Here is a 22,078-nt window from a genome sequence, read left to right as displayed (position 1 = left end):
GCCAAGCCGCGCCGCGCGTGCGCCGGCCTGGCCATGCGGCATACCGCACGCGATAAGCGATTGATTCTATGGGAAAAATTGGTGCGGCTGACTGGGATCGAACCAGTGACCCTTGGCTTCGGAGGCCAATACTCTATCCACTGAGCTACAGCCGCGACAGGGAGATACGCGAAGGCGTGCCGTAGGATACCGTGTTTACCGGCGGCCGTCCATGGGGCCGCTGTCGTTTTGTACATGTTTGCGTTTCCTTCGCAGCATTCTTGTGTCTATAATCAGCCGTTTGGTGAAGGTTTTTACAAGGCTGCTGCTGATCAACTCTTCGCGCCACCCCGGCCTGAAATCTGTTTCTGAAGGAAATCATGAGCGACGCACACAACGAACACGAATCCGTCATCCGTACCCCAAAACAGCTGGTTGGAGCCGTGATCGGCTTCTTCGCAGTCACCATCCTCGGCATCATCCTGCTGGTCCAATACGTCACCACCACCAAGCTCACGGGCGCCGGCTCCAACAGTCAGGCGCCGGAGGAAGTGGCCGCGCGCATCGCGCCGGTGGCTAACGAGGGCTTTACGCTGAAGGACGCCAACGCGCCGAAGGTGCTGCAGTCCGGCGAGGCGATCTACACCTCCACCTGCGCGGCCTGCCATGGCACCGGCGCCGCTGGCGCGCCGAAGTTCGGCGATGCCGGCGCCTGGGGCGCGCGTATCGCCCAGGGTTACGATACCGTCGTCAAGCACGCCATCGAGGGCTTGCGCGCGATGCCGGCCAAGGGCGGCAATCCGGATCTGGACGATGTGGAAGTGGCGCGCGCGGTGGTCTACATGGCCAACCACGCCGGCGCCAAGTTCAAGGAGCCGGACGTGCCGGCCCCGGCGGCTGCGGCTGCCGCGCCGGCCGCGTCGGAGCCGCAGAAATAAGCGGCCTCGCGCCGCCAACGCAAAACCGGCCCGCGCGGCCGGTTTTTTATTAGCTGCACAAACCGTAGGCCTTGCGGTCCGGGAAATAGCGGTAGGTGAAGGTGCGCATCGGGTACTTGTGCAGCGCGATCTCGAACGCTGGCGGCGTGACGTCGAAACGCGCCGGCAGCTTGTCGGTCACGCGCAGGCGCACGCGCCAGATGGTTTCCTCGCCGGTGGCGCCGGCAATCAGCATGTCCGGCACCTTGGGGATCACCTCGACGATTTCGGCCGGCGAATTGGTGGTGCGCTGGTAGAAGCTGACCAGCTGCGGCTTGGCGATCACCGGTCCTTTCGGCTGTGTCACGGCGTATTCGCGGCTGAGGAACAGCGCGCGCTCGCCGCGCGGCACCAGGTAGACGAAGGTGAACTCGGCGCCGCCGTCCGGCAGCGTCACCGGCGGCGTGGTCGACACGCTGATGCCGCGCGGCAGCGCGAAGCGCGAGCCTTCCTGCCAGCTGGCGCACTCCGGCGTCTTGGCCATGTAGACGTCCACCGGCGTGTAGGAATCGCCGCAGGCACTCAGCAGCAGCGGCAAGACAAGAGCAAGGGTATAGCGCATGACAATCGGGGTGGTTGAATCGGAAGCCGCTAGTTTACTCTGAAATGAAAAAAGGCCGCATCGCTGCGGCCTTCGCTGACGGGCTTACCCGCTTACCACATGATCACGCGGTCTTTTGGCGGCAGGTACATCTTGTCGCCCGGCTTGACGCTGAAGGCGTCGTAGAAGCCCGGCTGGTTGCGCATCGGGCCGTTGGCGCGGAACTGGCCCGGCGAGTGCGGGTCGGTCTTGATCTGCTGGATCTGCGCCGCCTCGCGCATCTTCATGCGCCACACTTGCGCAAAGCCCATGTAGAAGCGCTGATCGCCGCTCAGGCCGTCGATGACCGGTGCCTTCTTGCCGTGCAGCGACAGCTTGTAAGCCTTGTAGGCGATCGCCACGCCGCTGTTGTCGGCGATATTTTCGCCCAGCGTCAGCTCGCCGTTGACGTGGTAGCCCGGCAGCGGGCTGAACTGGTTGTACTGCTCGACCAGCATCTTGGTCTTGGCGTCGAAGGCCTTGTGGTCGGCCGGGGTCCACCAGTCACGCAGGTTGCCGTCGCCGTCGTACTGCGCGCCCTGGTCGTCGAAGCCGTGGCTGATTTCATGGCCGATCACGCCGCCGATGGCGCCGTAGTTGACCGCGTCGTCGGCGTCGGCGTTGAAGAACGGCGCCTGCAGGATCGCCGCCGGGAAGACGATTTCATTCATCTCCGGGTTGTAGTAGGCGTTGACGGTCTGCGGCGTCATGCCCCACTCGTCGCGGTCGATCGGTTTGCCCAGCTTGTTCAGCTCCTTGTTGTACTCGAACTGGTGCGAGCGCAGCACGTTGCCGACCAGGTCATCCTTGCGGATCTCCAGCGCGCTGTAGTCGCGCCATTTGTTCGGGTAGCCGATCTTGGTGGTGAACTTGGCCAGCTTGGCTTGCGCCTGCTGCTTGGTGGCCGGCGTCATCCAGTCCAGCTTGTCGATCGAGGTCTTGTAGGCGGCCAGCAGGTTTTTCACCAGCGCTTCCATGCGCGCCTTGCGCTCGGCCGGGAAGTACTGCTGCACGTACAGCTTGCCGACGGCCTCGCCCAGCGCGCCTTCGGTCACCGACACGCCGCGCTTCCAGCGTGGACGCTGTTCGGTCACGCCGCTCAGCACGGTGCCGTAGAAGGCGAAGCTCTCATCCACGAAGGCTTTGCTCAGGTAGCCGGCGTGGGCGCGCACCAGCTGCCACTGGAAGTAGGCTTTGAGCGTGTCCAGCGGCGTGCTGTCCAGCAGCGCGGTCATGCCCTTCAGGTAGCTCGGCTGGCTGACGATCACGTAGCCGACCTTGCCTGCGATGCCGGCGTCGGTCAGGTAGGCGTTCCAGTCGTAGCCCGGCGCCACCTCGCCCAGCTTGGCGACGTCGACCTTGTTGTAGGCCTTGATCGGGTCACGCAGCTCGACCTTGGTCCATTGCAGCTTGGCCAGTTCCTTTTCGAACTCGACCACGGCGTGGGCGGTGGCGGCGCCGTGCGGGTCGCCGGCCAGCGTCAGCATTTTGCCGACGTGCAGTTCGTACTTGGCCAGGATGTCGGCCAGCTTCTTGTCGTCGGCCTTCAGGTAGTAGTCGCGGTCCGGCAGGCCCAGGCCGTCCTGGCCGATGTCGACCACGTACTTGGTGGAATCCTTGTTGTCCTGGTGGATGCCGTAGCCGTACGGCGCGGTCACGCCGATCTGGTTGAAGTGCGAGATCAGCTGCGGCAGCTGTTTCTTGTCGCTGATGGCGGCCACCTTGGCCAGTTCCGCGTTCAGCGGCGTCAGGCCCAGTTGCTCCAGCCGGGCCTCGTCCATGAAGCTGGCGTAGAAGTCGCCGATGCGCTGCGCCTCGGGGCCGCCAGCCTGGTTGGCGGCGGCGCCTTCGATGATGGCGCGCAGTTGCGGCTGGATGTCATCGCGTAGCTTGGCAAAGCTGCCCCAGCTCGATTTGTCGGCCGGGATCTCGGTCGTCGCCAGCCACTTGCCGTTCATGTGCAGGAACAGGTCGTCCTGCACCCGCACCGACGGGTCGGTGTATTCGACGGCGATGCCGGACACCGGCTTCTTGCTAGCTACCTTGGCGCTGGCTGGAGCGCTGCTTTTGGCAGTGTCCGCGGCGCCGGCCAGGCCTGCGATCAGGCTCAGCATCAATGCACTTACGAGATGACGTTTCACGAGGATTTCCTTCTATGAATGTATATGAAAGGCCCATTGCTCAGATGGGCCGTGTTGCTTTATATCACATCACCACATGATGACGCGGTCTTTGGGCGGCAGGTACATCTTGTCGCCCGGCTTGACGCCAAAGGCTTGGTAGAAGCCCGGCTGGTTACGCACCGTGCCATTGGCGCGGAACTGATCCGGCGAGTGCGGATCGGTTTTCAGGTAGACGATTTGCTGGGCGTCGCGGATCTTGCTGCGCCACACCTGGCCAAAGCCCATGTAGAAGCGCTGCTCGCCGCTCAGGCCGTCGATCACCGGCGCCGGCTTGCCGCCCAGCGAGATGAGGTAAGCCTTGTAGGCGATGGCGGCGCCGCTGTTGTCGGCGATGTTTTCGCCCAAGGTCAGCTCGCCGTTGACGTAGTAGCCCTTGACCGGGCTGTAGCTGTTGTACTGCTTGACCAGCATCTTGGTCTTGGCGGCAAAGGCCTTGTGGTCGGCCTTGGTCCACCAGTCGCGCAGGTTGCCGTCGCCGTCGTACTGCGCGCCCTGGTCGTCGAAGCCATGGCTGATCTCGTGGCCGATGACCGCGCCGATGGCGCCGTAGTTGACGGCGTCGTCGGCGTCGGCGTCGAAGAACGGCGGCTGCAGAATCACGGCCGGGAACACGATCTCGTTCAGCTCCGGGTTGTAGTAGGCGTTGACGGTCTGCGGCGTCATGCCCCACTCGTCGCGGTCGATCGGCTTGCCGAGCTTGTCGACCTCCTTCTGGTAGTCAAACGCGTGCGAGCGCAGCACGTTGCCGACCAGGTCGTCGCGCGACACCGTCAGCTTCGAGTAATCGCGCCACTTGTTCGGGTAGCCGATCTTGGTGGTGAACTTGGCCAGCTTGGCCTGCGCCTGCAGCTTGGTTTCCGGCCCCATCCAGTCCAGCGTGTTGATGCTTTCCTTGAACGCCTCCAGCAGATTTTTCACCAGTTGCTCCATGCGCGCCTTGCGCTCGGCCGGGAAATGCTGCTCGACGTACAGCTTGCCCAGCGCCTCGCCCAGCGCGCCGTCGGTGGCGTTGACGCCGCGTTTCCAGCGCGGCTGCTGTTCGTCGATGCCGCTCAACACCTTGCCGTAGAAGGCGAAGTTCTCCTGCGCGAAATCCTTGGCCAGATAGGGCGCGTTGGCGTGCAGCACCTGCCACTGGAAGTACACCTTCCAGGTGCTCAGCGGCGTCTTGTTGAGCAGCTTGTTGAAGCCGCTAATGAAGCTCGGCTGGCTGACGATGACGTAATCGACCTTGCCGCCGATGCCGGTGTCGTTCAGCCACGTGGTCCAGTCGTAGCCCGGCGCCAGCCTGGACAGCTTGTCCAGCGGCACCTTGTTGTAGGCCTTGACCGGATCGCGCAGCGCGACCTTGGTCCACTGCAGCTTGGCGATCTCGGTTTCCAGCGCCACGATGGCCTTGGCGTCGGCCGCGCCGTTGGCGTTGCCGGCCAGGGTCAGCATGCGGGCCACGTGCTGTTCGTATTTGGCCAGCGTGTCGGCCAGCTTCTTGTCCGCATTCTTCAGGTAGTAGTCGCGGTCCGGCAGGCTCAGGCCGTCCTGCACCAGGTCGGCCACGTATTTAGTGGAGTCCTTGTTGTCCTGGTGGATGGCGAAGCCGTAGGGCGCGGTGTAGCCGTAGCGGTTGAAATGGGCGATCAGCGCGGGAATCTGCTGCTTGTCGCTGAGCGCGGCCACGCGGTCGAAGTCGGCCTTCAGCGGCGCCAGGCGCAACTGCTCCAGTCTGGCCTCGTCCATGTAGCTGGCGAAGAAATCGCCGATGCGCTGGGCGTCCGGGCCGCTTGGATTGGCGGCGGCCGCCTCGATGATGGCGCGCAGCTGCGGCTTGGTGTCGTCGTCCAGCTTTTCGAACGAGCCCCAGCTCGACTTGTCGGCCGGGATTTCGGTCTTGGCCAGCCACTTGCCATTCAGGTTGAGGAAGAAGTTATCCTGCGGGCGCACCGACGGATCGATGTTGGCCAGGTCCACGCCCGAGGTTTTTTGTTGCGCCTGTACGCCGGCCGAGGCCAGCAGCGCCAGCATCAGCGCGCTGAGCAAATATTTTTTCATTGATGAGCTCTCCCAAAGTCTTGAAACAATAGCAAAAAAGCCACGCGAGGTGGCTTTTTTGCTGAGACTAAACGATTACCAGATGATAATGCGCTGTTCCGGCGCAACATACAGCTTGTCGCCCGGTTTGACGCCAAAGGCCTCGTAGAAGCCCGGCTGGTTGACCACCGGGCCATTGGTGCGGAACTGGCCCGGCGAGTGCGGATCGGTCTTGATCTGCACGATCTGCTGTTTCTCGCGCATCTTCACGCGCCAGATCTGGCCGAAGCCCATGTAGAAGCGCTGGTCGCCGGTAAAGCCGTCGATCACCGGCGCCGCCTTGCCGCCCAGCGAAATCTGGTAAGCCTTGTAGGCGATGGCGATGCCGCTGTTGTCGGCGATGTTCTCGCCCAGCGTCAGCGCGCCGTTGACGTGGTAGCCCGGCAGCGGGCTGTAGCCGTCGTACTGCTTGACCAGGGCGTCGGTCTTGGCCTTGAAGTTGGCCTTGTCCTCCTTGGTCCACCAGTCGCGCAGGTTGCCGTCGCCGTCCGACTGGCTGCCGCCGTCGTCGAAGCCGTGGCTGATCTCGTGGCCGATCACCGCGCCGATGGCGCCGTAGTTGACCGCGTCATCGGCCTTGGCGTCAAAGAACGGCGGTTGCAGGATGGCGGCCGGGAACACGATCTCGTTCATGGTCGAGTTGTAGTAGGCGTTGATGGTTTGCGGCGTCATGCCCCATTCCTCGCGGTCGATCGGTTTGCCCAGCTTGGCGATCATGCGCTGGTGGCGGTAGTTGGCGGTGCGCAGCACGTTGCCGACCAGGTCGCCCTTGACGATCACCAGCGCCGAGTAATCGCGCCACTTGGTCGGGTAACCGATCTTGGGCGTGAACTTGGCCAGCTTGGCTTGCGCCTCCACCTTGGTGGCCGGGCTCATCCAGTCCAGGTTGTCGATCGACGATTTGTAGGCGGCCAACACGTTCTTCACCAGCTCATCCATGCGCGCCTTGCGCTCCGGCGGGAAGTATTCCGCCACATACAGCTTGCCCAGCGCTTCGCCCAGGCTGCCTTCCACCAGGGCGACCCCGGTCTTCCAGCGCGGCGGCTTGACGGCCACGCCGGTCAGCTCGGTGCTGTAGAAATCGAAATGGGCGTCGGCAAAATCCTTGGACAGGAACGGCGACATTTCGCGCAGCAGTTGCCACTCCAGGTAGGACTTCCACGTGGCCAGGTCGGTCTTCTCCAGCAGCGCGGCAAAGCCGGTCAGGTAGCTCGGCTGGTTGACGATCACGTAATCGACCTTGTTGGCCACGCCGGTCGAGGCCAGCGCGTGGCCCCAGTCGTAGCCCGGCGCCAGGTCGGTCAACTGCTTGATCGGCATCTTGTTGTAGCGCTTGACCGGGTCGCGGTTCTCGACCTTGGTCCACTGCACTTCCGCCAGCGCGGTTTCCAGCGCAACGATTTTTTTGGCGTTGGCACTGGCGTTGTGGTCGCCGGCCAGCGTCAGTACCTTGGCGATGTACAACTCGTACTTGGCCAGGGCGGCGGCCAGCTTGGCGTCATCTTTTTTCAGGTAGTAGTCGCGGTCTGGCAAGCCCAGGCCGCTCTGGCCGATGTACACCGCGTACCTGGTCGATTCGCGCGCGTCCTGACGCACGCCGACGCCGTACGGCGTGGTGATGCCGACCTGCGCCAGGTGGGCGAACAGGATCGGCAGACCCTTCTTGTCCTTCAGGCCGCGAATGCGGTTCAGCTCGCCGGCGAGCGGGCGGATGCCCAGTTCGTTCAGCCTGGCCTCATCCATGTAACTGGCGTACAGGTCGGCGATCTTTTGCGGCTCGGTGCCGTTCTTGGCTTTCTCGGCCTGGGCTTTTTCGATCAGGCCGCGCAGCTGCGGCAGCGTGTCGTCGCGCAGCTTGGCAAACGTGCCCCAGCTGGATTTGTCGGCCGGGATCTCGGTGGTCTTCAGCCAGCTGCCGTTGAGGTAGGTGAAGAAATCGTCTTGCGGACGCACGCTGGTGTCCATGTTCGGGAGGTCGATGCCGGATTGCAAAGGCGCGTCGGCGGCGAAGGCGGTCATCAGGGTCAGGGTCAGCGTGGTCAGCAACAGTCTTTTTTTCACAGCAGGTCCTTATGGTTAGAACTTCATTTCGTATTTGACGCTCCAGACGACGTAGGTCTGGTTGATCGTGTTGGCCAATTGTGTCAGGCCGTTGGTGCGCACGGTGTTGGCGCCGATGGCGTCCTCCGCCACCAGGTTGTTGGCGGAGATGCGCAACTGGTTGTTGGCGTTGAAGCGCCACAGGCCGTAGGCGTCGAACGAGCGCTTGCGGCTAGTGTAAACCAGCTGCGACAGGCTGCTCTGGATCAGCGTTTCCGGCGTCCAGTTGAGGCTGCCGCCCAGCGTCAGCGGCAGCGCCTTCATGCGGTAGTCGGCGCCGATATTGGCGGTCTGCCTGGGCTGGGCGTCGAGGCGGTTGTTGGGGCCGGGAATATCGTCGACGCTGGACCAGAAGTGGCTGTAGTTGCTGCGGAAATCGATGGCCGGCGCGTCGGCCACCAGCTCCTGCAACTGGAACTTGGCCTCCAGCTCGATGCCCTTGCTCTGCGCGTGGCCGATATTGCGCGGCGTCGACACCCAGCGCGGGCCGGTGCTGGTGCTTTCCAGCGCAATGTCGCGGCGGATCAGGTCTTCGATATTACGGATAAAGCCGCTGACGCTGAGGATGCCGGCGCGGCCCAGGTAATGCTCGTAGGCGAGGTCCAGCCCGGTGGCCAGTTCCGGCTTCAGGTTGGGATTGCCGGTGCGGTCCGGGCGCGTGGCGCTGTTCAGGCGCGACAGCGACGGCAGCGCGATCAGGTCCTGGATGTTGGCCGCCTTGTAGCTCTTGGTCAGGCTGGCGCGCAACTGGTCCTTGTCGTGGCCGGGGATGCGGTAGACCACGTGCAACAGCGGGCTGAACACGCTGCTGGTATTGCTGACGTCGCCGGTGCTGGCGCCGCTGCTGGTGGTGCGGATGCCCTCCCAGCGCACGCCGGCATAGCCCGACCATTGCGCCGAGATGTCCCACTCGTCCTGGGCGAACAGCGCCACGCGTTTCGTTTCGGCGGTGAGGTTGTCGCCGGAATCGGCAAACTGCGGCACGCCATTCTTGTCGACCGAGACCTTGGTCTCCTCGCGGTGGCCCAGTTCGATGTCCCAGCCGGCCGCCAGCGAGTGTTGGCGGCCGATCGGCGTGCTGTACTTGCCGCCGGTGTTGGCGCTGCGGTCGCGCACGGTGGCGGTGTCGGTGTAACGGTCCAGCAGGTTGTCGGCGTTGTCGTACTGGTAGCGCAACGAGTCGTTGTCGCTGTGGCCGGCGCCGAAGCCGAATTTGACGTCCAGCTTGGCCGCGCCCTCCAGCTTGTGCACCCAGTTGCCGAAGCCGCGCAGGAAGGTCGACTCGCTGTGCGCGCCGGTCAGCGCCAGGTTGTATTCCGGCGGCAGCAGCAAGTTCGGCGGCACCAGGCCGGCGTTCTGCGTCAGGTCGCTGCGGGCGTCGCTGTCGCTGCGGTTGACCATCAGGAAGGGCTGGAAGTTCAGCGTGTCGCCGCCGTCGAACTTGTACGACAGGCGCGGCGTCAGGAACAGGCCGCGCGTCGCGCGCCGGGTGGCGTCAATGACGTTCTCGTCCTTGACGGCCACGCCATCGTCGCGCGTGTCGAGGTTATGCGTTTCGGTCTGGTCGTGCTGGCGGTTCTCGAATACCGAGCCAGTCAGCAGCCAGGTCAGGCCGCCGGTCTTGCCGGGCACGGTCAGCGACACGTTTGGCGAATGGCGGCCCTGCTCGATCGAATCGGTCAGCTTGAGCTGCTTGTCGCGCTGCTGGTAGCCGTCGCGCAGGATGATGTTGATGGTGCCGGCGATGGCGCGCGTGCTGTGCTCGGCCACCGGGCCGCGCATGATCTCGATGCGCTCGACCTGGTCGGGCGCCAGCGACTCCATCGAGAAGCCGGCCGGCGGCCGTTCGCCGTTGACCAGGATCTGCGTGTAGCCGCTGCCCATGCCGCGCATGCGCACGTCGCCGCCGCGGCCCGGACGACCGCCCAGCGTGACGCCGGGCAGGCGCTTGAGCACATCGCCGAGATTGGTGTCGCCATTGCGGTCCAGTTCCTCGCGGCCGAAGACCTGCTTGCCGGCCACCGAGTTGCGGCGCTCGTCCATGTCGCTGGCGCGGCCGCCGCTGATGGTGACTTGTTGAATCTGCTTGTCAGCGGCCTTGACCGCCGGCTGCTCCTGCGGCGCGCTGTCGGTTTGCGCGCACACGTCTGCCGCGCCCAGCATGGCCAGCCAGGCGAGGGATAGTAATTTGCTCATGTTCGTGATCGGATGGAATGCTTGAGAAGAATTCTACATTCATGCCATCCGGCAAAAGGCCTTGGCGGGGGCTTTTTACTTTACGATACAGTAGCAACAACACTTTGCCGCCGCAGGTTTAGCCGCCGCTGCCCGGCAGGTTGACGTTGACGCCGCCAGGGCCCGCCCCCATGCCCATGCCGCCGCGGCCGCCGCCCCGCCCGCCGCGGTGTTCGCCGCCGCCCTCCTCGCGGCGTGGCGGACGGGCGCCGCCGCCGGCGCTGTCCGGCGCCCGCTGCAATTGCTCGCTGAGGGTCTGCGCCACCGTCTGACGCTGGCTTTCCGACAAGGCATCATTCACCGTCAGCCACCATTCCCGCAATTCTTTTTCCTCGGCCGCGCTGATCGTGGTTTCCTCGTCTATCGCTTTCGCCAGATCGCGCAGTTCGACATTTGCGCCCTGGGCGCCGGCCAGCGTGGCCGCCTGCAGGCGCTCGCGGCGGGCCTTGCGTTCGCGCAGCAGGTTGCGTGTCCTGGTCTCGGTCTGCGCCCACAATGTTTGCTGATTGGCATTCAGGCTCAGAGACTTCTTCAGCTCGTCGGCCATCGGCAAATAATCCTCCGCCCGCAACTCCATCACCGGCAGGGCAAAGGCCGGCGCCAGCAGCGCCGACAAGGCCAGCGCGACAGCGGCGCGGCGCACAACGGACAAGGACAAATGGGACAAGAATCGCATGTGGGCTCCGTAGGCAAAAAAAAGCCAGCGCTTGGGGCGCTGGCGAAAAACCACTTCAGGGTAGAGAGAAATACGAGCTCAGTGTAGGCCGCGAATTCGCACGTTTCAGGGGTTCTTACAAATACTTACCGTCGTGTACGCCAGAGATACACTGTACACAAAACGGTAAACATGGCGTTTCGCCAAGCCGGCGCTGGTGCCCCTTCAAAGTCAACAGCGACCGTTGTAAAACCTCGTAAAGGTATAAATCATTTCGTGAGGGCTACTACGTTTGCTGGCAATCAGGTTTATACTGAACCGCAGCCGCCGCATCGTCGCCGCGGCGCTTCCGGACAGGTGAAACATGGGCAAGAAGTTAAAGAATTCCGGTCTCGTTGGACTGGGCGTGGTGGCCGGCGTGGCCATCTCTTTGCAATTTTCCGCCATGGCGCAAAAGCCGGTCGATCCGCCGCTGCCGCTCGAAGAGCTGCGCCAGTTGGCCGATGTGTTCGGCCTGATCAAATCCGACTACGTCGAGCCGGTCGAGGACAAGAAGCTGCTGACCGAGGCCATCTCCGGCATGGTCGCCTCGCTCGACCCGCACTCCGCCTACCTGGACAAGAAAGCCTACGCCGAGCTGCGCGAAGGCTCGCAGGGCAAGTTCGTCGGCCTGGGCATCGAGATCGGCCAGAGCGACGACGGTTACATCAAGATCGTCGCGCCGATCGAGGACTCGCCGGCCTGGCGCGCCGGCATCAAGCCGGGCGACCTGATCAGCCGTCTCGACAACGTGCCGGTCAAAGGCATGACGCTGGACGACTCGATCAAGAAGATGCGCGGCGAACCCGGCAGCAAGGTCAGCATGACCATCCTGCGCAAGGACGAGGCCGAGCCGCTGGTGTTCAACATCACGCGCGAGGAAATCCACCAGAAGAGCGTCAAGGGCAAGCTGGTCGAGCCGGGCTATGCGTGGCTGCGCATCTCGCAGTTCCAGGAGCCGACCGTGGATGACATGGCCGCCAAGATTGTCGAACTGTACAAGCAGGACCCCAACATCAAGGGCCTGATCCTCGACCTGCGCAACGACCCCGGCGGCGTGCTGCAGGGCGCCATCGGCGTGGCGGCCGCCTTCCTGCCGAAGGACTCGCCGATCGTCTCGACCAACGGCCAGTTGCCGGACCAGAAACAGATCTTCTACGGCCGTCCGGAATACTACGAGCTGCGCGGCGAAAACGACGCGCTGGCCAAGCTCCCGGCCGCCATCAAGAAAGTGCCGATGGTGGTGCTGGTCAACACCGGCTCGGCCTCGGCCTCGGAAATCGTCGCCGGCGCGCTGCAGGATTACAAGCGCGCCGACATCGTCGGCTCGCAAACCTTCGGCAAGGGCTCGGTGCAGACCATCCGCCAGCTGACGCCGGACACCGCCGTCAAGCTGACCACGGCGCGCTACTACACGCCGAACGGCCGCTCGATCCAGGCCAAGGGCATCACGCCGGACGTGGCGGTGGACGAGAACGCCGACGGCGACGGTCTGAACGCGCTGCGCACCCGCGAGGCCGACCTCGACAAGCACCTGGTCAACGACAAGGAAGCCGAAGGCGCCAAGAGCAAGCGCGACGAGCTGGAAGAACAGCTGCGCATCGTCGCGCTGGAAAAGAAACGCAAGCCGCTGGAATACGGCAGCGACGACGACTTCCAGCTGCAACAGGCGCTGAACCATCTGAAGGGCTTGCCGGTGCAACTGGCCAAGTCGGGCACCACCGTGGTGTCGGTCGACACCAGCGCCGGAAAAAAATAACCGTGTGCTGACGGCACCCGCACACCCCGCACACCGCTGCGGCCAGGGACTCGGCGTCCCCGTCTGACCCTACGGGGTCAGACCCTTTCGTTTGGGGTTCATGTAAAATTTGCCTCATTATTGGCAGATGCCATTGCTTAATTTGAAAGTTTATCCATGAAACAAGCCGTCATCAGCGGTACCGGCCTCTTCACCCCTGCGCAGTCGATCAGCAACGAAGAGCTGGTGGCCTGCTTCAACACCTACGTGGAACAGTTCAACGCCGACAACGCCGCCGCCATCGCCGACGGCACGCTGACGGCGCTGGAGCCCTCCAGCGTGGCCTTCATCGAGAAAGCCTCCGGCATCAAGGCCCGCTACGTGATGGAAAAAGCCGGCATCCTCGACCCCAAGCGCATGGTGTCCCACATCCCCGAGCGCGCCGACGAGGAACTGTCGCTGCAGGCCGAAATCTGCGTGGCCGCCGCCCGCCAGGCGCTGGACCGCGCCGGCCGCAGCCCGGCCGACATCGACCTGGTGCTGGTGGCCTGCTCCAACATGCAGCGCGGCTACCCGGCCATGGCGGTCGAGGTGCAGGGCGCGCTGGGCATCGACGGCTACGGCTTCGACATGAACGTGGCCTGCTCGTCGGCCACCTTCGGCATCCAGCAGGCGGTGGCGGCGGTGCAGAGCGGCCAGGCGCGCGCGGTGCTGGTGCTGAATCCGGAAATCACCTCCGGCCACCTGAACTGGCGCGACCGCGACAGCCACTTCATCTTCGGCGACGCCTGCACGGCGATGGTGATCGAGGCGGCCGACACGGCCAAGGGCGCGCACCGCTGGGCCATCCTGGACAGCAAGCTGAAGACCAGCTTCTCCAACAACATCCGCAACAACTTCGGCTTCCTCAACCGCTTCGACGAAGCCGGCGTCGGCCAGCCGGACAAGCTGTTCCGCCAGCAGGGCCGCAAGGTGTTCAAGGACGTGTGCCCGATGGCCGCCGAGATGATCAAGGACACCATCGCCCACGCCGGCCTGGAAGTGCCGCAGGTCAAGCGCTACTGGCTGCACCAGGCCAACCTCAACATGAACCTGCTGATCAGCCGCCTGGTGCTGGGCCGCGACGCCGAGCCGGGCGAAGCGCCGGTGATCCTGGACGAATACGCCAACACCTCGTCGGCCGGCTCGATCATCGCTTTCCACAAGTACTCGGACGACATGGCGCCGGGGGAGCTGGGGGTGATCTGCTCGTTCGGTGCCGGCTACTCGATTGGCTGCGTGGTGGTGAAGCGCATCTGAAGTCAACGCGGACGGCACCCGCGCAACCCGCACACCGCTGCGGCCAGGGTCTGACCCCGTACGGGGTCAGACCCTTTCGTTTTGGGGTGCAAGGCGAGTGTGATAACCTCAGGGTTTCCCTTATATTTTTTGAAGGAACCCCGCACGCATGCCCCACAATATCAGCCTGATCACCACCATCGCCGCCGCACTCGGAGCAGGCCTCCTGTTCGGCTACCTTGCAACGCGCCTCAGACTGCCGGCGCTGGTGGGCTATCTCGCTGCGGGCATCATCATCGGCCCGGCCACGCCGGGCTACGTGGCGGATGCCGCGCTGGCCGGCCAGCTGGCCGAAATCGGCGTCATGCTGATGATGTTCGGCGTCGGCCTGCACTTCTCGCTGGATGACTTATGGGACGTGCGCAAGGTGGCGCTGCCCGGCGCCGTCCTGCAGATCGCCGTCGCCACCGCGCTCGGCATGGGGCTGGCCCACTTCTGGGGCTGGACGCTGGGCGGCGGGCTGGTATTCGGCCTGGCGCTGTCGGTGGCCAGCACCGTGGTGCTGCTGCGCGCGCTGGAGGAGCGCGGCATCCTGGATAGCTTCAACGGCCGCATCGCGGTCGGCTGGCTGGTGGTGGAAGACCTGGTGACCGTGCTGGTGCTGGTGCTGCTGCCCGCATTGGCCGGCTCGCTCGGCGGCGAAGCGATCGACGCCGTGCATGGCGGCGGCCACGGCGCCGGCGGCGACAGCCTGTGGACCACGCTGGCCATCACGCTCGGCCAGGTCGGCGCCTTCATCGTGCTGATGCTGGTGGTCGGCCGCAAGCTGTTCCCATGGATCCTGTGGCAGGTGGCGCGCACCGGCTCGCGCGAGCTGTTCACGCTGTGCGTGATCGCCGCCGCCGTCGGCATCGCCTACGCCTCCACCCACTACTTCGGCGTGTCGTTCGCGCTCGGCTCCTTCTTCGCCGGCATGGTGCTGCGCGAATCGGCGCTGGCGCACCGCGCCGCCGAGGAATCGCTGCCGCTGCGCGACGCCTTCGCGGTGCTGTTCTTCGTCTCGGTCGGCATGCTGTTCGAACCATCGATCCTGATCGAGCAGCCCATGAAGCTGTTGGCGGTGGTGGCCATCATCATCGTCGGCAAATCGGTGGCGGCGTTCCTGCTGGTGCTGCTGCTGCGCTACCCGGCCAAGACCGCGCTGATGGTGTCGGCCAGCCTGGCGCAGATCGGCGAATTCTCCTTCATCCTGGCCGCGCTGGGCCTGTCGTTGAAGCTGATGCCGGTGGAAGGCCAGAGCCTGATCCTGGCCGGCGCCATCATCTCCATCGCCCTCAACCCGGTGGTGTTCCGCGTGACCCAGCCGCTGGAGCGCTGGCTGGGCAAGGACCGCGGCCTGGCCGCGAAATTCGACCGCCCCGCCGACCCGCTGGCGGAGCTGCCGATGACGGTGCCGCACGAGCACCTGCGCGGCCAGGTGGTGCTGGTCGGCTACGGCCGCGTGGGCCGGCGCATCGCCGCCACGCTGCAGGAAAGCGGCATCCCCTTCGTGGTGGCGGAGCAGAACCGCGAAGTGGTCGACCAGCTGCGCAAGGACGGCGTGCACGCGGTGGCGGGCAACGCCGGCGAACCGGCGGTGCTGATCCAGACCCACATCGCCCATGCGGCGATGCTGGTGATCGCCACCCCGGACACCTTCCATGTGCGCGCCATGATCGAAACCGCGCGCGCGCTCAACCCCAACATCAAAACCGTGGTGCGTACCCATAACGACGCCGAGGCCGACCTGCTGCGCAGCGAGCGCGCCGGCGAAATCTTCATGGGCGAGCAGGAACTGGCCAAGGGCATGTCCGCCTATGTGCTCGACAACGTCAAACACACCGGCAGCCATCACGCACACTGATGAAAAAAACTGTACTCGCTTTACTGGCGTCCGCCACATTGCTGCCGACGGCTCCCTTGCGGGCCGACGAGGCGCAGGCCGAAGTGCCGGTGCTGGTGGCCGAATCGATCGACCAGCATGGCCACCAGTTGCCGATACCGCCCATCATCACCGCCGTCATCGGCATGGTGGCGCAGGAGTCGGGACTGAACCTGGTGATCCGCCCCTACCCGTGGCGGCGCGCGCAGATGATGGCGGAAAACGGCGAGGGCCTGCTGTACGGCGCAGCCATCACGCCGGAGCGGCTGCGCGTGTTCAACTTCAGCCGGCCGGTGTACAACGCCAATCAGTGGCTGGTGTCGTCGTCGCGCACGCCGGTGAAGTTCCGGCGCTGGGACGACTTGCGCGGCAGGGTGATCTCGATCGGCAACGGCAGCAAATACGGCCCCGAGTTCGAGCGGCGGCGCGAGAAACTGTTCAAGGTCGAACAGAACGCCGTGTCGATGGAAAGCCGCCTGAAGATGCTGGACGCCCACCATGTGGACGCGGTGCTGGTGGACAGCTTCCGCAACGCCACGCAGCTCGGCATCAGCCTCAATTGCCTGTTCCCCGGCAAGGACAAGTGGGTGGTCGCCAGCAAGCCGGTCGGCTTCGAGCCGCTGCTGATCGCCGTGCCCAAAAGCGCGCCGCTGGGCGACGTGCTGCCGGCGCTGAACAAGGCGCTCGACCGGCTGAACAAAACGGGCGCCATTCAGAAGGCGGTCGATGCCCGCTCGATCGCGCCGCCCTGCTGACGCTTACAGCCGCGCCGCCAGTTCCGCGCCTTCCTTGATGGCGCGCTTGGCGTCCAGCTCCGCCGCCAGCGCGGCGCCGCCGATCTTGTGGAAGCGCGGCGTGCCGGCCGCCTTGGCCTCGGCCTCGGACGGCATCAGCTCCGCCAGGCTGTCCTGCCCCGCGCAGATCACCACGTTATCGACCGACAGCAAACGCTGCTCGCCGCCGACGGTGATGTGCAGCCCCTGGTCATCGATGCGGTCGTACTGCACGCCGCCCAGCATCACCACGCCGTTGCGGGCCAGCACCGCGCGGTGCACCCAGCCCGAGGTCTTGCCGAGCCCCGCGCCGAGGCGCGACGTCTTGCGCTGCAGGAGATAAAGCTGGCGCACCGGCTCCGCCTGCGCCGGCGGCACCAGCCCGCCCGGCGTATCGACCTTCATGCCGACGCCCCACTCCTTCGCCCAGACGTCCAGCGCCAGCGGCAACGGATGACGGGTATCGTGCAGCAGGTACTCGCCCATGTCGAAACCGATGCCGCCGGCGCCGATGATGGCCACGCGCTTGCCGACCGGCGCCTTGTCGCGCAACACGTCCAGATACGACAGCACCTTGGGATGATCGATGCCCTCGATCGGCGGCTTGCGCACCTTGATGCCGGTGGCGACGATCACCTCGTCATAGCCGCCGGCCAGCAGCTGCTCGCGCGTGACGCGCGTGTTCAGTTGCAGCCTGACGCCGGTCAGTTCGATCTTGCGCGTGAAGTAGCGGATGGTCTCGGCGAATTCCTCCTTGCCCGGCACCTGCATGGCGATCTTGAACTGGCCGCCGACGCTGTCCGAGGCATCGAACAAGGTCACATCGTGCCCGCACTCCGCCGCCACCGTGGCCGCCGACAAGCCGGCCGGCCCGGCGCCCACCACCGCCACGCGGCGCCGCTTGGCGGCCGGCGCGTACACCAGTTCCGTCTCGTGGCAGGCGCGCGGATTCACCAGGCAGCTGGCGCGCTGGTTGGAAAAGGTGTGATCCAGGCAGGCCTGGTTGCAGCCGATGCAGGTGTTGATTTCATCGGCGCGGCCCTGCGCCGCCTTCTCGACGAAATACGCATCGGCCAGGAAGGGACGCGCCATCGAAATCAGGTCCGCCTCGCCGCGCTGCAGAATGCCTTCCGCCTCGGCCGGCATGTTGATGCGGTTGGACGCCACCACCGGGATCGTCACCTCCAGCCGCAGGCGGCCGGCCAGGCTGGCGAAGGCGCCGCGCGGCACCGAGGTCACGATGGTCGGCACGCGCGCCTCGTGCCAACCGTAGCCGGTGTTCAGGATCGACACGCCGGCCTGCTGCAAGGCCTTGGCCACCGTTACCACATCGTCCCAGGTGTTGCCGCCCTCGACGAGATCCAGCAGCGAATGGCGGTACATGATGATGAAGTCATTGCCGACCGCCGCGCGGATGCGCTTGACGATTTCCACCGACAGCCGCATGCGGTTCTCGATGCTGCCGCCCCACTGGTCGGTGCGCAGGTTGGTGCGCGCGCACAGGAACTGGTTCAGCAGATAGCCCTCGCTGCCCATCACCTCCACGCCATCGTAACCGGCGTCGCGCGCCAGCCTGGCGCAACGGGCGTAATCGCGGATCGTCTCCTCGATGCCGGCCTCGCTCAGCGCGCGCGGCTTGAACGGCGATATCGGCGACTTTTTATCGGAGGCCGACACCACCAGCGGCTGATAGCCATACCGCCCCGCGTGCAGGATCTGCATCAGGATCTTGCCGCCCTCCTCGTGCACCGCCCTGGTCACGCGGCGGTGGTTGACCACGTCGCCCTTGAAGTTGAGCGTACCTCCAAAGGGGAGCAGCCAGCCGGACCTGTTGGGAGAGATGCCACCGGTGACGATCAAACCGACGCCGCCGCGCGCGCGTTCGCGATAAAATGCCGCCAGTTTGCCGTAGTTGTAGAAGCGGTCTTCGAGGCCGGTGTGCATCGATCCCATGATGACGCGGTTGCGCAGCGTCGTGTGTCCAAGGTCGAGGGGCGCCAGCAGATGTGGGTATGGTGTCGTTTTCATAATGCGCGCATTTAATCTGAAATCTCTAGACCTGGGCTTCTAAAGTCCCCGCGTGCTGCTCTTGTATTCTGCCACCCTTTCCCGTACGCTGGCCAAATGATGCGATTCCTTGTGTTTTTGTTGTTGGGTGTGACCGCCCCGGTGATGGCGCAAGCACCAAGGCCTGAATTGCCCAAGCTGGAAGTGTCGGTCAACCGCGTCGACCAGGACGGCCAACATATGTATGAAGTGGACGCCACCGGCACCGTGGCCGCGCCACTGCCCAAGGTATGGCGCATCCTCACCGGCTACGACCGCATGGCGGAATTCGTGCCGGACATGGAATCGTCCAAGGTGTTGTCGCGCAATGGCGGCGAGGTGATCATCGAACAATTCGGCGTGGCGCGTTTTTTGTTCATGAGCCGCACCATCCATTTGATCGTGCGCGCGGTGGAGCAGCCGATGTCGTCGATCGACATCTCGCTGATCTCGGGCGACATGAAGCACTACGAATCGCGCTGGGAACTGGTGCCGGTGCCGGAAACCGGCGGCACCAAGATCATCTACCACGGCAAGATGCTGCCGAATTTCTACGTCCCCAGCCTGCTCGGCGCCAAGATGGTCCGCGGCGACATCGAGCGCATGATGAACGCCGTGCTGGCGCGCCTCGACCGCCGCGACGCGCCGCGGGTGGAAGCCATCCCGCAGCAGTAATCCGGCTCAGGCCAGCGCTCAGGCCAGCGCTTAGGCCAGATACGTATCGCGCGAGCGCAGCTCGGCGAAGTTCTCCAGGCTGCCGATCTTGATCAGCACCGGATTCAGGCTCAGTTGCGCCTGCATGGCGCGCCACGCGAACTGCCACTCCTGCTCATGCGCCTCGGCCGCCGTCTTGGTGAAGGCCGCGCCCAGCGCCGCGCGCGTGCCGTATTCGACGGCGCCATCGATGCCGGCCCAGCTCGGCAAGGTGCGCTGCACCGCGCGGTGGATGCGCTCGCCGAATTCCTCGGTGTTGTGGATGATCAGGCAGGCGTCGGCCGAGAACAGTTCGAACAGCTTGCGGTCCCAGGCCTGGGAAAAGCTCAGCGTCAGGCAGTTGGAGGCCGGACGCAGGATGAACTGGCCCTGGGTCAGCGCCAGTTCCAGGTCTTCGCGCACGCCGTAGCGGTACAGGGTGGGCGGGCGTTGGTAGTCGTGCATGGTGTTCTCACAAAAAAAGTTTAACGCTTGCGGCGGACGTGGCGCTGGGAGCGCATCCACGCCGACGCAATGAAGATTTCGCGCAGCAGGGAAACAAAGCTGCCGACCAGGCACACCACCGCCACCACGAAGGTGCCGGCGATGTATTTGTCCAGCTCGAAATTGGTGATATCGCCGAGGAACAGCATGGCCACGATCACGCACACGAACAGGCCGCAGGCGGTCGACAGGAAAATCGACATATTGATCAGGTGCGAGCGGCTGTACAGCACATCCAGCTCATTCAGGTAGGGATCGCTGTAGGCGACGTCCAGCCGGTCCTCCAGCACGCGCGAGCGGTCGATGATGCGCGCCAGCCGGTTGGTCAGCACGATCAGGTTGGTGCACACGCCCGACAGCAGGAACACCGGCGCGATCGCCAGCTGAATGATGTGACCGATGTCGCCGGTCTGGAGGTTCATGAGGGCCATACGTTGGTTCTTATCGATTAGTCTACAGTGTAGCAGCCCGCGTCCCGGACGGGCTGTTTTTCAGGCAAAGCGGCGATGGCGCTTGAATTGCTCGGTGGCGCCGACCAGCGCGTTGGCGATGCCTTTTTCCATGGCGCCATGGCCGGCGTCCGGAATCATGTGCAGCACCGAGCCCGGCCAGGCCTGGTGCAGGCGCCAGGCCGACACCGGCGGGCAGATGACGTCGTAGCGGCCCTGCACGATCACCGCCGGCAGGTGGGCGATGCGGCCGAGGTTGTGGATCAGCTGGTCGTCGCTGAAGAAGCCGAGGTTGGCCATGTAGTGCGATTCGAGGCGGCCGACGCCGAGGTCCAGCGTGTCCGACGGCGGATCCTCGGCCTGCGGCAGCAGGAACACGCGGCGGCCCTCGAAGCGGCTCCAGGCGCGCACCGCCGGCCAGTGCACGGCCGGGTCGTCGCTCATGATGCGCTTCACATAGGCTTGCAGCAGATTGCCGCGCTCGGCCTCGGGAATGGACGCGATGAATTCGGCGTGGATTTCAGGGTGGAACCACCGGGCGCCGTCGAGGAACCAGTCGATTTCGGTTTGCGTGCACAGGAAGATGCCGCGCAGCACAAAGCCGAGGCAGCGCTCCGGGTGCGCCTCGCCGTAGGCCAGCGACAAGGTCGAGCCCCACGAGCCGCCGAACACCAGCCATTGCTCGATGCCGGCCATCACGCGCAGGCGTTCGATGTCCTCGATCAGCAACTGGGTGGTATTGTTGCGGCACTCGCCCAGCGGCGTCGACTTGCCGGCGCCGCGCTGGTCGAACAGGATCACGCGGTATTGCTGCGGATCGAAGAAGCGGCGGTGCTGCGGCGACAGGCCCGCACCGGGGCCGCCGTGCAGGAAAATCACCGGGATGCCATCCGGATTGCCCACTTCCTCCCAGTAAATGGTGTGCAGCTCATCGACCGCCAGCATGCCGTGGCGGATAGGAGCGATGGGGGGAAACAGGGGGGTAGCGGGGTCAAACATGAGGCGGTCCTTAGGCTGTGGTAGCCAAGATTGTACCGCCAACCCGCACCGCGGCAGCAAGGGGTCTGACCGGTACCGGGTCAGACCCCACGCCCGGCGGTCAAGACATGTGCTGGCCGCCGTTGATGGCGATGTTGGCGCCCGTCACAAACGCGGCCTCGTCCGACGCCAGGTAAGCCACCAGGCCAGCCACTTCATCCGGCTTGCCCAGGCGGCCCATCGGGATTTGCGGGATGATCTTGCTGTCCAGCACTTCCTGCGGAATCTCCTGGACCATCTTGGTGCCGATGTAGCCCGGCGAGATGGTGTTGACGGTCACGCCCTTCTTGGCCACTTCCAGCGCCAGCGCCTTGGTGAAGCCATGCATGCCGGCCTTGGCCGCCGAATAGTTGGTCTGGCCGAACGCGCCCTTCTGGCCGTTGACCGACGAGATGTTGATGATGCGGCCCCAGCCGCGCTCGACCATGCCATCGCACACCGGCTTGGTCATGTTGAACACCGAGTCCAGGTTGGTCTTCATGACCGCGTCCCAGTTGACCTTGTCCATTTTCTTGAACGTCATGTCGCGCGTGATGCCGGCGTTGTTGACCAGCACGTCCACCGGGCCGATGTCTTTTTCGATGGCGGCGATGCAGGCCTGGGCCGACTCGTACTCCGACACGTCGCACGGATAGGCGCGGAAGTTATAGCCCTGGTCACGGGTGGTGGCCAGCCATTGTTCAACCTTGGGATTGCCTGGGGAATACGTGGTGACCACGCAATAGCCGAGCGCAGACAGCTTGTAGCTGATTGCCTCGCCCAGACCACCCATGCCACCGGTTACCAATGCTACTCTTGCCATGTT

The 22,078-nt window shown here is 64.7% G+C and carries 17 protein-coding genes and 1 tRNA gene; 6 read left to right on the top strand and 12 right to left on the bottom strand.

Annotated features, from left to right (window positions below):
* Nucleotides 1-79 precede the first annotated feature (79 nt).
* Nucleotides 80-155: transfer RNA gene (locus FHW58_RS20640), tRNA-Arg, on the bottom strand.
* A 204-nt stretch (nt 156-359) separates the two neighbouring features.
* Between FHW58_RS20640 and FHW58_RS20635 the strand changes: the two genes are divergently transcribed.
* Nucleotides 360-917 (top strand): cytochrome c5 family protein, encoded by a 558-nt coding sequence (locus FHW58_RS20635; RefSeq protein ID WP_179675053.1) that lies wholly within the window; start codon nt 360-362, stop codon nt 915-917.
* A 49-nt stretch (nt 918-966) separates the two neighbouring features.
* Here FHW58_RS20635 and FHW58_RS20630 read toward each other — a convergent pair whose 3' ends face one another.
* The 6 genes from FHW58_RS20630 to FHW58_RS20605 all read right to left on the bottom strand — a co-directional run bounded on the left by FHW58_RS20630 (nt 967) and on the right by FHW58_RS20605 (nt 10,815).
* Entirely contained in the window at nt 967-1,518 is a 552-nt protein-coding gene (locus FHW58_RS20630) for a hypothetical protein (protein ID WP_179675052.1), read from the bottom strand.
* 92 nt (nt 1,519-1,610) lie between these two features.
* On the bottom strand, nt 1,611-3,650 hold the full coding sequence (locus tag FHW58_RS20625) for a M13 family metallopeptidase (RefSeq protein ID WP_179675214.1): 2,040 nt from the start codon (nt 3,648-3,650) through the stop codon (nt 1,611-1,613).
* 96 nt (nt 3,651-3,746) lie between these two features.
* Entirely contained in the window at nt 3,747-5,765 is a 2,019-nt protein-coding gene (locus FHW58_RS20620) for a M13 family metallopeptidase (RefSeq protein WP_179675051.1), read from the bottom strand.
* A 75-nt stretch (nt 5,766-5,840) separates the two neighbouring features.
* The gene (locus FHW58_RS20615; protein WP_179675213.1) at nt 5,841-7,823 is read right to left on the bottom strand and encodes a M13 family metallopeptidase; all 1,983 of its coding nucleotides are present in this window, start codon (nt 7,821-7,823) and stop codon (nt 5,841-5,843) included.
* Nucleotides 7,824-7,880: 57 nt separating this feature from the next.
* Nucleotides 7,881-10,100: a TonB-dependent siderophore receptor gene (locus FHW58_RS20610; RefSeq protein ID WP_179675050.1), complete on the bottom strand. Its 2,220-nt coding sequence runs from the start codon at nt 10,098-10,100 to the stop codon at nt 7,881-7,883.
* Nucleotides 10,101-10,218: 118 nt separating this feature from the next.
* Nucleotides 10,219-10,815, bottom strand: coding sequence for a hypothetical protein (locus tag FHW58_RS20605; RefSeq protein WP_179675049.1), 597 nt, complete (start codon nt 10,813-10,815; stop codon nt 10,219-10,221).
* A 343-nt stretch (nt 10,816-11,158) separates the two neighbouring features.
* On the opposite strand from FHW58_RS20605, the gene FHW58_RS20600 reads away from it, so the two are divergent.
* The 4 genes from FHW58_RS20600 (at nt 11,159) to FHW58_RS20585 (ending at nt 16,525) form a co-directional block, all read left to right on the top strand.
* Nucleotides 11,159-12,592: a S41 family peptidase gene (locus tag FHW58_RS20600; protein ID WP_179675048.1), complete on the top strand. Its 1,434-nt coding sequence runs from the start codon at nt 11,159-11,161 to the stop codon at nt 12,590-12,592.
* Nucleotides 12,593-12,748: 156 nt separating this feature from the next.
* Nucleotides 12,749-13,870: a beta-ketoacyl-ACP synthase III gene (locus FHW58_RS20595; RefSeq protein WP_179675047.1), complete on the top strand. Its 1,122-nt coding sequence runs from the start codon at nt 12,749-12,751 to the stop codon at nt 13,868-13,870.
* 148 nt (nt 13,871-14,018) lie between these two features.
* On the top strand, nt 14,019-15,752 hold the full coding sequence (ybaL, locus tag FHW58_RS20590; protein ID WP_179675046.1) for a YbaL family putative K(+) efflux transporter: 1,734 nt from the start codon (nt 14,019-14,021) through the stop codon (nt 15,750-15,752).
* A complete protein-coding gene (locus tag FHW58_RS20585; RefSeq protein ID WP_179675045.1) occupies nt 15,752-16,525 on the top strand; it encodes an ABC transporter substrate-binding protein in 774 nt (257 codons plus the stop codon). The genes ybaL and FHW58_RS20585 overlap by 1 nt, the downstream gene beginning before the upstream one ends.
* A gap of 3 nt (nt 16,526-16,528) precedes the next feature.
* Here FHW58_RS20585 and FHW58_RS20580 read toward each other — a convergent pair whose 3' ends face one another.
* The gene (locus FHW58_RS20580) at nt 16,529-18,571 is read right to left on the bottom strand and encodes an NADPH-dependent 2,4-dienoyl-CoA reductase (protein WP_179675044.1); all 2,043 of its coding nucleotides are present in this window, start codon (nt 18,569-18,571) and stop codon (nt 16,529-16,531) included.
* A gap of 96 nt (nt 18,572-18,667) precedes the next feature.
* Here FHW58_RS20580 and FHW58_RS20575 point away from each other — a divergent pair, with 96 nt between their 5' ends.
* Nucleotides 18,668-19,264, top strand: coding sequence for an SRPBCC family protein (locus FHW58_RS20575; RefSeq protein WP_229265423.1), 597 nt, complete (start codon nt 18,668-18,670; stop codon nt 19,262-19,264).
* A gap of 30 nt (nt 19,265-19,294) precedes the next feature.
* On the opposite strand, the gene FHW58_RS20570 is transcribed toward FHW58_RS20575, so the two are convergent.
* From FHW58_RS20570 to phbB, 4 genes are all read right to left on the bottom strand, one after another.
* Nucleotides 19,295-19,747 carry a hypothetical protein gene (locus FHW58_RS20570; RefSeq protein WP_179675043.1) on the bottom strand — a complete coding sequence of 151 codons (453 nt, stop codon included), beginning with the start codon at nt 19,745-19,747 and terminating at the stop codon, nt 19,295-19,297.
* Nucleotides 19,748-19,767: 20 nt separating this feature from the next.
* Nucleotides 19,768-20,208, bottom strand: coding sequence for a DUF2721 domain-containing protein (locus FHW58_RS20565; RefSeq protein WP_179675211.1), 441 nt, complete (start codon nt 20,206-20,208; stop codon nt 19,768-19,770).
* Nucleotides 20,209-20,277: 69 nt separating this feature from the next.
* A complete protein-coding gene (gene pip, locus FHW58_RS20560) occupies nt 20,278-21,234 on the bottom strand; it encodes a prolyl aminopeptidase (RefSeq protein ID WP_179675042.1) in 957 nt (318 codons plus the stop codon).
* A gap of 100 nt (nt 21,235-21,334) precedes the next feature.
* Nucleotides 21,335-22,075: an acetoacetyl-CoA reductase gene (gene phbB, locus FHW58_RS20555; protein WP_179675041.1), complete on the bottom strand. Its 741-nt coding sequence runs from the start codon at nt 22,073-22,075 to the stop codon at nt 21,335-21,337.
* Nucleotides 22,076-22,078: the final 3 nt, after the last annotated feature.

The sequence above is a fragment of the Duganella sp. 1224 genome, assembly GCF_013408245.1.
GTDB lineage: Bacteria > Pseudomonadota > Gammaproteobacteria > Burkholderiales > Burkholderiaceae_D > Rugamonas.
This window is presented reverse-complemented; position numbering and strand designations above follow the sequence as displayed.

What these genes read in the sequence shown, in the direction of transcription:
- FHW58_RS20635 (WP_179675053.1), top strand. Translation starts at nt 360, where the DNA reads ATGAGCGACGCACACAACGAACACGAATCCGTCATCCGTACCCCAAAA.
- FHW58_RS20630 (WP_179675052.1), bottom strand. Translation starts at nt 1,518, where the DNA reads ATGCGCTATACCCTTGCTCTTGTCTTGCCGCTGCTGCTGAGTGCCTGC.
- FHW58_RS20625 (WP_179675214.1), bottom strand. Translation starts at nt 3,650, where the DNA reads ATGCTGAGCCTGATCGCAGGCCTGGCCGGCGCCGCGGACACTGCCAAA.
- FHW58_RS20620 (WP_179675051.1), bottom strand. Translation starts at nt 5,765, where the DNA reads ATGAAAAAATATTTGCTCAGCGCGCTGATGCTGGCGCTGCTGGCCTCG.
- FHW58_RS20615 (WP_179675213.1), bottom strand. Translation starts at nt 7,823, where the DNA reads ATGACCGCCTTCGCCGCCGACGCGCCTTTGCAATCCGGCATCGACCTC.
- FHW58_RS20610 (WP_179675050.1), bottom strand. Translation starts at nt 10,100, where the DNA reads ATGAGCAAATTACTATCCCTCGCCTGGCTGGCCATGCTGGGCGCGGCA.
- FHW58_RS20605 (WP_179675049.1), bottom strand. Translation starts at nt 10,815, where the DNA reads ATGCGATTCTTGTCCCATTTGTCCTTGTCCGTTGTGCGCCGCGCCGCT.
- FHW58_RS20600 (WP_179675048.1), top strand. Translation starts at nt 11,159, where the DNA reads ATGGGCAAGAAGTTAAAGAATTCCGGTCTCGTTGGACTGGGCGTGGTG.
- FHW58_RS20595 (WP_179675047.1), top strand. Translation starts at nt 12,749, where the DNA reads ATGAAACAAGCCGTCATCAGCGGTACCGGCCTCTTCACCCCTGCGCAG.
- ybaL (WP_179675046.1), top strand. Translation starts at nt 14,019, where the DNA reads ATGCCCCACAATATCAGCCTGATCACCACCATCGCCGCCGCACTCGGA.
- FHW58_RS20585 (WP_179675045.1), top strand. Translation starts at nt 15,752, where the DNA reads ATGAAAAAAACTGTACTCGCTTTACTGGCGTCCGCCACATTGCTGCCG.
- FHW58_RS20580 (WP_179675044.1), bottom strand. Translation starts at nt 18,571, where the DNA reads ATGAAAACGACACCATACCCACATCTGCTGGCGCCCCTCGACCTTGGA.
- FHW58_RS20575 (WP_229265423.1), top strand. Translation starts at nt 18,668, where the DNA reads ATGATGCGATTCCTTGTGTTTTTGTTGTTGGGTGTGACCGCCCCGGTG.
- FHW58_RS20570 (WP_179675043.1), bottom strand. Translation starts at nt 19,747, where the DNA reads ATGCACGACTACCAACGCCCGCCCACCCTGTACCGCTACGGCGTGCGC.
- FHW58_RS20565 (WP_179675211.1), bottom strand. Translation starts at nt 20,208, where the DNA reads ATGAACCTCCAGACCGGCGACATCGGTCACATCATTCAGCTGGCGATC.
- pip (WP_179675042.1), bottom strand. Translation starts at nt 21,234, where the DNA reads ATGTTTGACCCCGCTACCCCCCTGTTTCCCCCCATCGCTCCTATCCGC.
- phbB (WP_179675041.1), bottom strand. Translation starts at nt 22,075, where the DNA reads ATGGCAAGAGTAGCATTGGTAACCGGTGGCATGGGTGGTCTGGGCGAG.